Genomic DNA, 11,733 nt, shown 5'->3' with positions numbered 1-11,733 from the left:
CTGTTCTTGTGAAGTTGGTTTTGCTTGAGATGTTGGAACGGCTTCTCTAACAATGACTTCTTTTGGTTCTGCTGTTTCTCCCCCAACTACATAGCCACCTAGAAATGCAGAGACAATAGCAACTGAAACTATTGCAAAAATTAGTTTGTTGAATGTTGATTTGTTTAAAATTATTTTTGGATTTTGTGTTTTATCTTCAACAAATTCAAAATCATCCACAATTCCAATAATTTTTCAAGAAATATAATTACATGGCTTTACAATTGTAAAATACACTGTTAATTAGGATGTTGTGACATCATCTATGATGAAAGTTTGTAATTATTGTAAAAAGGAATTTGATGATAGGGCTAGTGATTTTTGTTCATCTAAATGTGCAATAATCTACATGTCTAACAAAGACAAAAAACTTTGATCAATTATATAATCATGGATAGTTTGAACACTAATTTCACTATACAAATATGCTTAAGTTCATAAAAAATTTAGAATATTAGTGACAGTAAAAATCATCGGCATTATAATTCTGGCAGCTATAATATCATTTGTGGCATATGAAGCGTATTCTGTAAATAATCCACAGATAGATCCTGAGAAATCTAAAAAAATTCAGGAATTAGTTTCACTTCAATTAGAAAATTGTATTAGAGAAAATCATTCCATAGAACTCTGTGATGCTTCATTAGAAGAGTTTGCTGAATTGGCCAGATTAGAACTTGGTAAAGAACAGCAATCAAATATTATCCCTACAGTTATTCAGGAAATTTTGAGAAATATGGGGTTTGAGATAGAATCTTAATCGTCTAGTTTTAGTTCAATTCCTAAAATGCTTGAACCTTTCTTGGAAATAATTTCTTTATGAAATATAATTTAACTTAAAAATTTCAATTTTTGATCCTAATATCAGACATGATAATTTTGATCATATGTTTATATTATTTTCATTCATACAATATGGGTAATAGCCAACTAGAAAGAAAATGATTTGAGTAATCAAATCAATGTTTGATCTTTGGGTCATACTATGTCTAGATGACTGTTATCTGCTTCCTAAGACATTCATCTTTACATCGATACAAAATTATTTGTTAGAGGAAGTGTGGGATCGTGATTCTGTTCAATACCAGATGATTGCACAAGACCTTGAAAAGTTTGGAGTTATACAAGGTGAATCGCATCTTACCAGTAACTTTTGAATTAATAGTGAAGTATAACATTAAAAAATTGTATTAAAAATATTTGAACATATAGTAATTTCAGGCTTGATACTTTTCAAAAAAATAATCATGATCCTTTTGGATTCCCCGATTCGAATTTTGTTTTGTTAGAAAAATAAAAAATTGTTACTAGTCTAATAATCCGCTAGCAACAAGATAAGCACCAATTATTCTAAAAGTTGATTGACAATGCCCACAAATAATAAATGGTTAGGGTATTTTTTCAATGTAATCTTAATATTTTCAACATGACATTTAGGGCAGAATACATTTGAGTCTTTTTTGATAAAAATCAAGTAGAAAAATTGGTCAATATCTTCTGACTAATCTTTGGTTTTTATTACCATTTTTAAAATTTTTACCATTGACTGATAAAGAGTCTACAAAACTATCAATTCGTGAGATTGCAATAAAAGGCACAGTAATTGCATTGATTGTTACTATTCCATCACTTTCTACATTTGTTGTCGTGTGGATGATTCTTGATAATCTCTTTTTAGGTGTGATATTGGGTGCTTTTGTTCATTTTATTGCAATGGGATTCTCTTTAAAAATTTCTAAGAAACTATTAGTCAAAAAATAGATCATTTATTTCGTTGTAACTTATTTTCTAAATGATGGATCTCTCAAAAATTGAAAATGATTTGATCTCTGAAATTAAATTAGAATCTGTTCAAGCCAAAGTCTATTTGTTAATTACATGTTATGGTAAAATGTCTCCGGTAAAAATTGCTGAAAAATTAAAAATATCTGAAGAAGTTGCTAAAAAAGCATCTAGAGATTTAATGACTTTGGGTGCATTTATTGATATTTCTGAAACTGAGTTTGAAGCAATGCATCCTAGATTCACTGCCATCAATATGTATAGAAAATTATGTGAACGAGAAAATCGATCTTTTGGACGAAATAAAATTGTTGATAATATAGGAGTAATTTTAGAAAAGCCTTATGATGATGCAAGAACTAAATAATGCTATTGATGGATGACCAACATTGAGTGTTGACCCTGAAACCTGCAAGCATCAGCCAGTTTACTTTGGAGTAGTAAACATCAATGTAGATGAGAGAACTATAGGTTCTGTTGATGTTTGGAGATGTGGTGTTTGCAAGAAAAGATTTTGTGAAGAAAAACAATTAGGCATTGAGGAAATTGCAGATCTAGTTGGAATGCCAAAAATTGATGCTGATGCAAAATGGGGAGTGACAATATGCAAATTACAACAAGGGAAATACAAATGGAAGTTAGTGAGACTCAAAGAAAATGGCGAACTAAAGCATGAATGCTTAGATGAGAAAATCATTCCCCTCAAAATAAATAATTATAAAATTGAAGATGAAAAGCATTGGAGCTTTTTAATTGATGATAACATAAACAAGGCCGTAGAAATTTAATTCCTAAAATGGATCTTAAAGTTCACATTAATAATATTCATGGAAGCCAGATGGCTGCGAAAATTACTGGAAATTTCACTTTGGATAATAATGAATTTCGTTTCACCGCTATTGCATTTGGCAGAATTGGGGGACAAAATGTTGGTGCAAAGCTTTCTGATGCTACAGAAAAAGAACTAAAAAAATTAGGATATGATGTTGATGAAGTTATAGACTCACTTCAAAGGAATTTACTTCAAGGAGATCTTACACTTCCTGAGGGTCTTAAAAAAGAGTCATTTGTTGATGACTAAAATTCTGCTTCCTCTAACGCCTTAGCACACGAGCAGCTTCTAGTTTTAGGAATTTGATCAATTAATTTTGTTAACACTTCCTTTGTTTTTTCTACATTTTTTGATAAGGTCTCTAAAACTTCTTTAGCTGTAACAGGTTTTTCTGCCCATACATCATAATCTGTTACTGTTGAAATTGACGCATAACACATTTGTGCTTCACGAGCTAACTGGCATTCAGGAACTAATGTCATTCCAATAATGTCTGCACCTGTTGTTCTATAAAATTTTGATTCTGCTTTGGTTGAAAATCTTGGACCTTCAATGCAGACATAAGTGCAATCTTTATGCATTTTCAAATCTTGTTTTTCTGTTACTTTGATAATGGATGACTGCAATTCTGGACAAAATGGGTCTGCAACTGAAATGTGTATCACTCTTCCTTCTTCAGAAAATGATCCTTTTCTTGATTTTGTAAAATCTATAAATTGTGATGGTAAAACAAAATGTCCTGGCTCTAATTCTTCTTTAAGACTTCCAACTGCAGATGGCGCAATAATTCTTGTAATGCCTAATTCTTTAAAAGCCCAAATATTTGCTCTAAAATTAATCATGTGGGGAGGAATAGAATGTTTTTTCCCATGTCTTGGGAGAAAAGCAATCTTCCGTCCATTAAAAATTCCTACAGTGATAGTATCTGATGGCTTTCCGTATGGTGTATCGATATCAATCTCTTGTGCATCTTTGAGTAACCCTGAATCATAAATCCCCGTCCCTCCAAAAATTCCAATTTCTACATCCTTTTCCATTAATACTTCACCAGTGACTTGCAATTGTAATTGCTTATTCCTTTGATTCCATTAAGGTCTGTTAACTCTATGATGAATGCAAAACCGGTAATTTTACCACCCACCTTTTCAATAAGTTTTGCAGAAGCTTTTGCTGTTCCTCCTGTAGCAAGTAAATCATCACAAATCAACACTTTTTGCCCTTTCTCAATAATGTCTTTTTGAATTTCAATTGTGTCCTTCCCATATTCAATAGTGTACGACAACTTTACAGTCTTTCCAGGTAATTTTCCTGCTTTTCTAATCATCATCATTCCTTTTTTGTATCTAGACGCTAAAATGCATGCAAGAATGAATCCACGTGATTCGATTCCTGCAAATACATCGATATCTTTAGTATGAAAATACTTAGAAAACTCATCTGCAATTTCAGATAATGCTGAAGGATCCTTCAAAATTGGACTAAAATCTCTAAATAAAATTCCTTTTTTAGGAAAATTTGGGTATTCTGCTATTTTGTCTTTTAAATTCATGACTGGTATCTTCTGAGGTGAAATAAAATTGTTTGATACTAGTTTATTTCAAAAGTAGTTTCAGCAGAATTGAATGCATCTGAAACTTTGATTGTATATGTTCCAGGTTCGGTTTCTGAAGGAACAAACCATGGGAGATTGATTTCCCCTGCTTTTGATGCGGGGATTGACAAGTTTTCAATCACTATTCCTTCAGATGAAAGAATTTCTATTGCAACAGTTTGTGATGCTCCAAAAATTTGAATATTTTTTGATTTTCCTAAATAAGTATCTGGATTATCGACAATTGTTACTATCATTCCTTCTTGTGTTACTGCAAGAACATCAAGTTCTACAGTGTCAAAGTTTGAACCGCTTTTTGCATGAATCTTCCATGTTCCTGTTTTAGCATCAGAAGGTATTCTAAATGATTCTTCAGAAATCTTACCGTTTTTATCTGAGAATGATTCTCTTTCCTTGATCTGTTTTTCATCTGGATTCCACAAAGAAATAGTTAGAATGACGTTTGGACTGGTGTTGCCTAAAATTAAAATTGGATCTCCTGGATGATATTCTGTTTTTGTTGTATTGATGTCAATTTCGCCTGATCCTACTTGTAATCCCACTGCAAAAATCTCTGTACTTTTAGCACTTCCTTTACTAACAACTGCTGAGTATACCCCTGAAGCGTATCCATCAAGATCCAATGAATGAGAACCTCTGCCATCTGGCTGCAGCTGGATAGATACTGTGTCTCCTTTTGGTTTATCTGCAGGATCAATTATTAATAATGATACAATCTCTGATGCCTTACCTGAAACTGTAATGGTTGCAGTTTCAGTAGATTTGTAACTTAATTTATCAAATTCAATATTTACCGGAATTGAGGGTAATTGCCCAAGTCCTACAAAAATTAATTCTTTATTCTTTTCTTGTGTCGCAATTAACGTGTATGTTCCTTCTGCTGTACTCTGAAGAGTTGGATATTCAAATTCTACTTCACCTGACTCATCAATTTCAAAAATGTCTGAAAATACTTCTTTCCCAAGAGGATCCTCAAGTGTTAACTCTATTGGTTTGTTTGGCAATGCTGTTCCGTTAAACGTTATAGTTTCACCTGGTTCAAATTTCAAACTTGTAGGAGTGATAATAATTACTTTGTCTGATTCTATTGTCCAGCTAACTGATTTGTTTGTTTTACCATCTGAAAGAACTCCGGTATATTTACCAAATGGTCTATCTAGTGGAACAATAAGTGGTTCGATCATCCAGTTTCCTTTACTGTCAATCTCTGCCGTTCTAGTCCTGATAACTTCTCCATCTGGTGAGTTTATAGTCAATGAAACTCCCTTTCCTGGGGAACCTGTTCCGAAAATTTCTAGTAGATCTCCTCTATGTACAACGTTTGGAATACCTTGAATTGTTAGTTTGATATTCTCTTCGGGAATTCTGTTTTCAATCTCACCTATTCTAATACTAATTTTCTTTTCTTCACCTTCTTTGTCCTTTATGATAAAATCTGCCCTGTCAGCTTTTTGATCTTCTGGAATTTTCATTGAAGTCATAAAGTGACCATCTTTATCTGTCACAAAATTTCCAATCTTTTTTGAATTGATATAGAAATCAAATTCTTGAGATGCTCCGAATTTATCTCCTGTAACTCTAATTGATGAACCAACATTTGGTTTTTCTGGAACTATTCTAAATATTGACTCTTCAGAAATGCTGAAACCTGAATTTTCTTCAACTTGAACATTGTCTGGATTTTTAACCACTTTTGATAATTCTTTTGGTAATGCTTTACCCGTGTCAATCTGTTTATCTTTGTCATCTAATGCCTTCCAATTAATTCCGGAACTTACTTTGTCTGTTTTAACACCAAATTTGACAGATTCTCCTTTTTTGATTGGCTCAGATGATGTGAACACTATAACTCCCTGTGGTGTTTTTTCCCCTACCCATCCTTTTTCAGTTTTAAAAGATTGGAAACTATAATCACTACCAACCCAAATCCTAAACGTATTGATGTCTTGGTCCTGTTCATTTTTTAATTCAAGTATTGTGGTCTCTTCAAGAGCTATACTTGAAACATCAATTTCTTGAGCATAAGATGGAATTACTGCAAATGTGATTGAAAGTAAAATTACAATTGAAAGGATGATTCCTCTCATTGAGGACTTGTTCATGTTTTCCAAATTACTCATCTCTCTCTTAAACCTTAAACCCTTTTTCCTGCATTATTATTTTTTGATTCAGAATCTTTCATAAGCAAACTTCTTAAATCTTAAGCTTTGGCCTTTTGAAATTTAGATGGGTCAGGCTTGGATGCAATATTTTGATATTGTCTGATTCTTTCAGCAATTAATCTGTACAATGATCTAAACTGATCCTTTGTTTTGTCTGTAAGAAAACCAGTATCTTCAAGGGCTATCTTTTCACAAATGTATCTAGTGATCTCTTCGTTATCAAATTCTCCCCAATCATCTTCCCTGTGGTCCTGCCATATTTTTTTCAACTTCTCCAAAACTCCTTTACCTTCTTTTGATATGACTTCCTCAGGAGTAAGATTTGAAAACCCTTCACGCCTTAACTTTATTTCATAAGTCTGATTGACTGGATGCAGATAATCCTCTAGTGCAATATAGTCTTCAATTGATTCTAGCTTCTTTCCTTCTCTTTCAAAGAATATGGTCTGAATGGATGAAAACTCATTTGATACTAGTTGAGCCGAAATTTGCTTTGATTCTTCTGAATTATCTAAAAGCACAAATGTTCTGTATCCGTGATTTCTGTAAAAAATTGCCAATGGTAAAACTGAATTTTTGTTATAAGCTGCTACAACATTAAGAGGATTCATTGAAATATTTGGATCTTGTAAAAATTTGTCAAATGCATTAAGATACATAGCATCTGACATTGTCTCCACAATTATTATTGGTCTGGAATTGGTTCCAATTTCTCTATCTACAATGGATTCTACCTGTCCTCTAGATAATCCATACAAAATTGGTGTTAATGTTTTATCATCTGCATTCCAATAATCATAAAAGATCCTACTGAGATGTTTTCTTTTATCTAATTCAACTACTAGCAAGTTACCAGGTGTATAATCAAATATCATAAATGGAGAATGTGTTGCATATAGAACTTGATTTGAACCCGCTAAATTTTTTAGCAAATCAGAAATTCCCATTTGCTGAGTCGGATGAAGATTTCTAGCAGGCTCATCTAAAAGCAATAATGCTTCTTTTAATTCAGCCCTTTGAGTTTCAGCTGCAAAGTTTACGATAAATGAAAATGTCCATTTGAATCCTTCTGCTCTTCTATTTAGTAACCCTGTGTTTGTTATTGTTCCGTCTTTATGGACATCTGAAATTACTACACTCATAATGTTTCCTGGATTGTATCTTAAATCTACGTGGATTGGGTCACCCTTCCATGCAGGATTTAGTTTTTTGGTCAATCTATTACTTGCAGCATTTAAAAGTTTGATACATTGTGAAGGGCTTTCTTTTACTTCGTCTAGTTCTTTCATGTCAAGTTCAGCAAGATAAAATAGATTTCTTACAGTCTCTGCTTTATCAAATTCTTCAATATATTCAATTGAATCTGCTCTTTCTCCTCTTTCTTCCCTGAGAAATTCATTAAGATTGATGTTGCCATAGATTTTTTTGTAATCTGAAAAATATACAAATCTTGGATGTAAATCCGATGCTATGAAATTTTCCAAGGCTGTTTTTATGCTTTCACCACTAAGTAAATTTGAAAATTGGTTTTCTGGATTTTCATAGATTTTTTCCCATTCTTCAATAACTTTTGGTTCCTGAATTGCAATTACATGAAACTGATTACTGAATTCTGCCATCCCACTATCAAAAGTTTCTTGATTCTTTGGAACTGGTCCTTCAAAAAATTTCGTATCGATTTGTATTCTTAGATGGTTTGGAATTGTATCAAAAAATCCTAAAATTTGTCTTGAGAAATTTTCCCATGAATTGATTCCTTGACTTTCATCTTCACTAAGTTCAATATCTTCAAATTCGTATTGAACATCTGGTCTTCTGTTTGTTCTGACCAATTTAATTTTTTTAATTTCTGGCAAACTTGGGAATTTTTCTTTAATCAAATCTCTCTCATGCTGGTTTAGATCAAATTCTCCCTCTGCTAATCTTATCTCATTTTTTAATTCATCATCCATTTCATCACATAGATCCAATTCTGATACTACCTCGTCTCTGTTTAGCAAGGTTAATGCCTGAAGTATGGTTGTTTTACCACTTTCATTTCTACCTACAAAGGCAGCTAGATCCCCTACTGTAATCTCTCCAGAATCATGAATACAACGATATGCTCTAACTCTGAATTTTCTAAGTCGCATCTAGCGATATTTAGTTGTCTACGATTTAACTCATTCGTCAAATTGATCTGAAGTTTAGAATTTTGCTAAATAGATATAAGGGAATCACAGATCTTAAAACAAAATGGTGTCTAAAAAAATTTTTCTAGTATTTGTCTTACCTGTAATATTTTCAATTGTATTTGGATCTGCTGTAATGAATGATATCTTGGATAAACCTGGCAGGGAATTAAACATGTGGCCAATGTCTTTCTCTGAAGGATTTTCAAGCCATAAATCTCCGATTGAAATAATTGGTCTTGCAAAACAGTACTCCACAACAGCACCTGTCGAAATTCAAATTGAAATTGATGATGCATCTTTTGACTGTGGGGATCTATACGTCACAATTTACTCTTCATCAAATGATGTGATTACTCAAGGTGGATATTTTGAGCAGTGCTTTGGTGACGGAACCGGAACAATTCCAATTAATGATGAATTCTCTAAAATCATTGACTCTCCAGGCTCATATGAGATTGTAGCAGAAATGGTTTCAAAACAGTTACAGACTATCTCAACTAGGGGAACATTTACTGTTAAATAGGCATGAATTTTTCTATGATAAATAGGAATTTGAATTTAAAAAATGAGGTGATTTGATGGCAAAGAAAAAAGATACTCTAACTGATGAAGCTGCAAAAATTAAAGCAGAATTAGATGAATTAAAAAAGAAAAAGAAAATCCTAGATTCATCTCCCAAGAAAAAAGCTAAAGCAAAACCAGCAAAGAAAACTGAAGAAAAACCAGTAAAGAAAAAAGCTGAAGCAAAACCCGCAAAGAAAACTGAAGAAAAACCAGCAAAGAAAAAAGCTAAAGCAAAACCCGCAAAGAAAACTGAAGAAAAACCAGCAAAGAAAAAAGCTAAAGCAAAACCAGTAAAGAAAAAAGCCGAAGCAAAACCACCAAAAGAGAAAAAATTAACTAAAAAAGAATTAGAGGAAGCCAAAAAAGAAGCAGAAAAAACATTAGAAGAAGAATTAGAAGAGCAACTTTCTGATGAAGAAATTGAAAATTTCCAAATTGAAAAAGTTGACATGGAGAGACTTACAAACAAAGTCTGTGATATACTTGCAGAACGCGAATCTGAAGGAATGTTTCAAAGTGAGCTATGGAAAAAACTTAAACTTACAAGTCGTGATGGTTCACGTTTAGCATTAAAGCTTGAAAGGATGGGGACAATTTATAGAGAAAAACTTTTAGAAAAAGGACGTTGGACTTACAAACTAATTTTAAAGAAAACTCCAATCAGTACTCAATCAATCGAAAACGCTCCATGCTTGGTTTGTCCTGTTGAACAGAAATGCTCACTTGAAGGCGAAATTAGTCCTAGAAACTGTCAGTTTATTGAAGACTGGGTAATTGCCGAGATGAAAAAACCTGCGAAGGCCAAATGAAACTAATTGATGCACGAAAAGATCATTACCGAAGATTAGCTCATGAGCAGGGTTATCGCAGTAGAGCAGCTTTCAAACTACAAGAACTAAACAAATCTTATCGAATTATTGGTCCTGGATTCTACGTACTTGATCTTGGTTGTGCTCCTGGAGGTTGGACTCAGATGGCAGTAAAATTAGCAGGAAATCAAGGTAAAGTGATGGGTGTTGATTTATCCTATGTTGAAGAAATTCCCGGAGCCCATATTATTCGAGAAAATATTGAAGATGAGCATGTAGTTGATGAGGTGATGGATTATTTTGGGCGTAAAGTTAATGCTGTAGTTTGTGATCTTTCTCCTCAAGTTAGTGGAAATTGGACAGTTGATCATGCAAAACAAATCTCATTAAATTATGATTGCACCAAAATAATGGACAAGGTTTTAGCAAACAAAGGAAATGCTGTTTTCAAAGTTTTTGACGGTGAGTATTCTATGGAATTCAGAGACTATGTAAAGAAAAAATTTTCTAGAATAAATCTCACAAAACCTAATGCTAGTAGAAAACAAAGTAGTGAACTATATCTTGTTTGTTTAGGATTTATTGGATAGTCTGAAATATTTTAATTATTTCATTAATTTTGGCATTTGTTCTAAACCCTGTTGGACTAAATGATGTGATACTTGCTTGAAAATTATTTTTTTGTAAATTTAAAATTGCATTTTCAAGTTTAGGTGGGGATGATTTCATTTTTGATGCAATCTCGTCTAATGTAAAATAAGTTGCAGGCATTTCTGATTCTGCAAGACATTTTCCAAGTACCCTCTCACAATTTTTATCTATTTGGAAATTTGGAACTTCAAAAATCATGTTTTGAATAAATTCTTTATCAAAAATTTTTCCTATCCATAAAGGACCAGCAATATTGAATTGCTGATTGCACAAATTACATTCATTTTCTTTTTCTAATGATATTTTTCTATGGCCACAATTTTTGCAGTGTAAAATGTATCCTAAATTTTCTTTTTGATCTGGTCTGTTTAGAACTTTGACATAGGTTCGATAGTAATGCATCTCACTTTCCACAAATAATGGTATGATTTCTACACCTAGTCTTCCTGCAACTGCTCTTAGACAACCTAAAATCAGTCTAATGGCTATTTCGTTTCCATACTCTGTTCTTACTGGAATTCCACCATATTTTCTCTTACAGGCACTCTGAAAAAGCCCATTTAGAACTTGAAGATCCGTAGCTGCAGTAGACAAAATTCCTCCATGCATCGTTGCTCTAATCCCACAGTCAAAAAATGCTGCAGGAGAACCAAAGGGATCAATATCTACAATTGAACCTCTTTTGCCTTTTTTTGAATATTTGCTCAAAAATCTACATACTTCTTTTTCAGAAAATTTAATATTTTCTAAATTGTTCAGATTGGCTGAATATTTTGACATTTCTAGTGCGGTGGGATTTAGATCATTTATTACAATTTTTTCTACATCTAACTCATTTCCAACTCTTAATCCTCTTGCACCAATTCCCGATAATCCTTCTAAGAAAATTTTTGGTCCTTGAAAATTCTTTAGAAAAGATGCATATGCAATAATGGAAAAATCTCTATTCACTTTAGCTTTTGGATTAAAGAATGCAGGTTTTTTTGGTGGAACTTTATCGGTAATTGATTTTTTTGGAACTAGTAGTTTTGTTGTACCTTCAATTATTTCTTGAAAAGTTTCATCTGGAAATTCCAATTATTTTTCATTTTTTCTAATCCTATAACGG

Annotated in this window: 14 protein-coding genes and 1 pseudogene; 9 read left to right on the top strand and 6 right to left on the bottom strand. The window is 32.6% G+C overall.

The window, feature by feature from the left end:
* Positions 1-219: pseudogene (locus C6990_RS10090) on the bottom strand (DsbA family protein); the annotation flags it as partial.
* Between the two features lie 277 nt (positions 220-496).
* On the opposite strand from C6990_RS10090, the gene C6990_RS10085 reads away from it, so the two are divergent.
* The 6 genes from C6990_RS10085 (at position 497) to C6990_RS10060 (ending at position 2,902) form a co-directional block, all read left to right on the top strand.
* Positions 497-799, top strand: a complete 303-nt coding sequence (locus C6990_RS10085) for a hypothetical protein (RefSeq protein WP_182131000.1) — start codon at positions 497-499, stop codon at positions 797-799.
* A gap of 202 nt (positions 800-1,001) precedes the next feature.
* Positions 1,002-1,196 carry a hypothetical protein gene (locus C6990_RS10080; RefSeq protein ID WP_182130998.1) on the top strand — a complete coding sequence of 65 codons (195 nt, stop codon included), beginning with the start codon at positions 1,002-1,004 and terminating at the stop codon, positions 1,194-1,196.
* A gap of 385 nt (positions 1,197-1,581) precedes the next feature.
* Positions 1,582-1,800 (top strand): hypothetical protein, encoded by a 219-nt coding sequence (locus C6990_RS10075; RefSeq protein WP_182130996.1) that lies wholly within the window; start codon positions 1,582-1,584, stop codon positions 1,798-1,800.
* Between the two features lie 34 nt (positions 1,801-1,834).
* Positions 1,835-2,188, top strand: coding sequence for a hypothetical protein (locus C6990_RS10070; RefSeq protein WP_182130994.1), 354 nt, complete (start codon positions 1,835-1,837; stop codon positions 2,186-2,188).
* Positions 2,189-2,210: 22 nt separating this feature from the next.
* Entirely contained in the window at positions 2,211-2,609 is a 399-nt protein-coding gene (locus C6990_RS10065) for a hypothetical protein (RefSeq protein WP_182130992.1), read from the top strand.
* Positions 2,610-2,617: 8 nt separating this feature from the next.
* Positions 2,618-2,902: a hypothetical protein gene (locus C6990_RS10060; RefSeq protein ID WP_182130990.1), complete on the top strand. Its 285-nt coding sequence runs from the start codon at positions 2,618-2,620 to the stop codon at positions 2,900-2,902.
* Here the strand turns inward: C6990_RS10060 and C6990_RS10055 are convergent.
* The 4 genes from C6990_RS10055 to C6990_RS10040 all read right to left on the bottom strand — a co-directional run bounded on the left by C6990_RS10055 (position 2,899) and on the right by C6990_RS10040 (position 8,559).
* Positions 2,899-3,690 carry an S-methyl-5'-thioadenosine phosphorylase gene (locus tag C6990_RS10055; protein WP_182130988.1) on the bottom strand — a complete coding sequence of 264 codons (792 nt, stop codon included), beginning with the start codon at positions 3,688-3,690 and terminating at the stop codon, positions 2,899-2,901. The genes C6990_RS10060 and C6990_RS10055 overlap by 4 nt on opposite strands.
* On the bottom strand, positions 3,690-4,202 hold the full coding sequence (locus C6990_RS10050) for an adenine phosphoribosyltransferase (protein WP_182130980.1): 513 nt from the start codon (positions 4,200-4,202) through the stop codon (positions 3,690-3,692). The genes C6990_RS10055 and C6990_RS10050 overlap by 1 nt, the downstream gene beginning before the upstream one ends.
* Positions 4,203-4,240: 38 nt before the next feature.
* The gene (locus C6990_RS10045) at positions 4,241-6,367 is read right to left on the bottom strand and encodes a biofilm-associated protein (RefSeq protein ID WP_182130978.1); all 2,127 of its coding nucleotides are present in this window, start codon (positions 6,365-6,367) and stop codon (positions 4,241-4,243) included.
* Between the two features lie 98 nt (positions 6,368-6,465).
* Positions 6,466-8,559 (bottom strand): AAA family ATPase, encoded by a 2,094-nt coding sequence (locus tag C6990_RS10040; RefSeq protein WP_182130976.1) that lies wholly within the window; start codon positions 8,557-8,559, stop codon positions 6,466-6,468.
* Between the two features lie 103 nt (positions 8,560-8,662).
* On the opposite strand from C6990_RS10040, the gene C6990_RS10035 reads away from it, so the two are divergent.
* Genes C6990_RS10035 through C6990_RS10025 form a run of 3 tightly spaced genes read left to right on the top strand, consistent with a single transcriptional unit; the run spans position 8,663 to position 10,564 of the window.
* Positions 8,663-9,124, top strand: a complete 462-nt coding sequence (locus C6990_RS10035; RefSeq protein ID WP_182130974.1) for a hypothetical protein — start codon at positions 8,663-8,665, stop codon at positions 9,122-9,124.
* Between the two features lie 55 nt (positions 9,125-9,179).
* On the top strand, positions 9,180-9,974 hold the full coding sequence (locus C6990_RS10030) for a helix-turn-helix transcriptional regulator (protein ID WP_182130972.1): 795 nt from the start codon (positions 9,180-9,182) through the stop codon (positions 9,972-9,974).
* Positions 9,971-10,564: an RlmE family RNA methyltransferase gene (locus C6990_RS10025; RefSeq protein ID WP_182130970.1), complete on the top strand. Its 594-nt coding sequence runs from the start codon at positions 9,971-9,973 to the stop codon at positions 10,562-10,564. Before C6990_RS10030 ends, C6990_RS10025 begins: the two co-directional genes overlap by 4 nt.
* On the opposite strand, the gene C6990_RS10020 is transcribed toward C6990_RS10025, so the two are convergent.
* On the bottom strand, positions 10,554-11,702 hold the full coding sequence (locus C6990_RS10020; RefSeq protein WP_182130968.1) for a tRNA (guanine-N1)-methyltransferase: 1,149 nt from the start codon (positions 11,700-11,702) through the stop codon (positions 10,554-10,556). The genes C6990_RS10025 and C6990_RS10020 overlap by 11 nt on opposite strands.
* Between the last annotated feature and the right edge of the window lie 31 nt (positions 11,703-11,733).

It is taken from the genome of Nitrosopumilus sp. b3 (assembly GCF_014078525.1).
In the GTDB taxonomy this organism is placed as follows: domain Archaea; phylum Thermoproteota; class Nitrososphaeria; order Nitrososphaerales; family Nitrosopumilaceae; genus Nitrosopumilus.
This window is presented reverse-complemented; position numbering and strand designations above follow the sequence as displayed.

Coding starts and splice junctions, on each gene's coding strand:
- C6990_RS10045 (WP_182130978.1), bottom strand. CDS start 6,367: ATGAACAAGTCCTCAATGAGAGGAATCATCCTTTCAATTGTAATTTTA.
- C6990_RS10030 (WP_182130972.1), top strand. CDS start 9,180: ATGGCAAAGAAAAAAGATACTCTAACTGATGAAGCTGCAAAAATTAAA.
- C6990_RS10055 (WP_182130988.1), bottom strand. CDS start 3,690: ATGGAAAAGGATGTAGAAATTGGAATTTTTGGAGGGACGGGGATTTAT.
- C6990_RS10050 (WP_182130980.1), bottom strand. CDS start 4,202: ATGAATTTAAAAGACAAAATAGCAGAATACCCAAATTTTCCTAAAAAA.
- C6990_RS10060 (WP_182130990.1), top strand. CDS start 2,618: ATGGATCTTAAAGTTCACATTAATAATATTCATGGAAGCCAGATGGCT.
- C6990_RS10040 (WP_182130976.1), bottom strand. CDS start 8,559: ATGCGACTTAGAAAATTCAGAGTTAGAGCATATCGTTGTATTCATGAT.
- C6990_RS10035 (WP_182130974.1), top strand. CDS start 8,663: ATGGTGTCTAAAAAAATTTTTCTAGTATTTGTCTTACCTGTAATATTT.
- C6990_RS10025 (WP_182130970.1), top strand. CDS start 9,971: ATGAAACTAATTGATGCACGAAAAGATCATTACCGAAGATTAGCTCAT.
- C6990_RS10080 (WP_182130998.1), top strand. CDS start 1,002: ATGTTTGATCTTTGGGTCATACTATGTCTAGATGACTGTTATCTGCTT.
- C6990_RS10070 (WP_182130994.1), top strand. CDS start 1,835: ATGGATCTCTCAAAAATTGAAAATGATTTGATCTCTGAAATTAAATTA.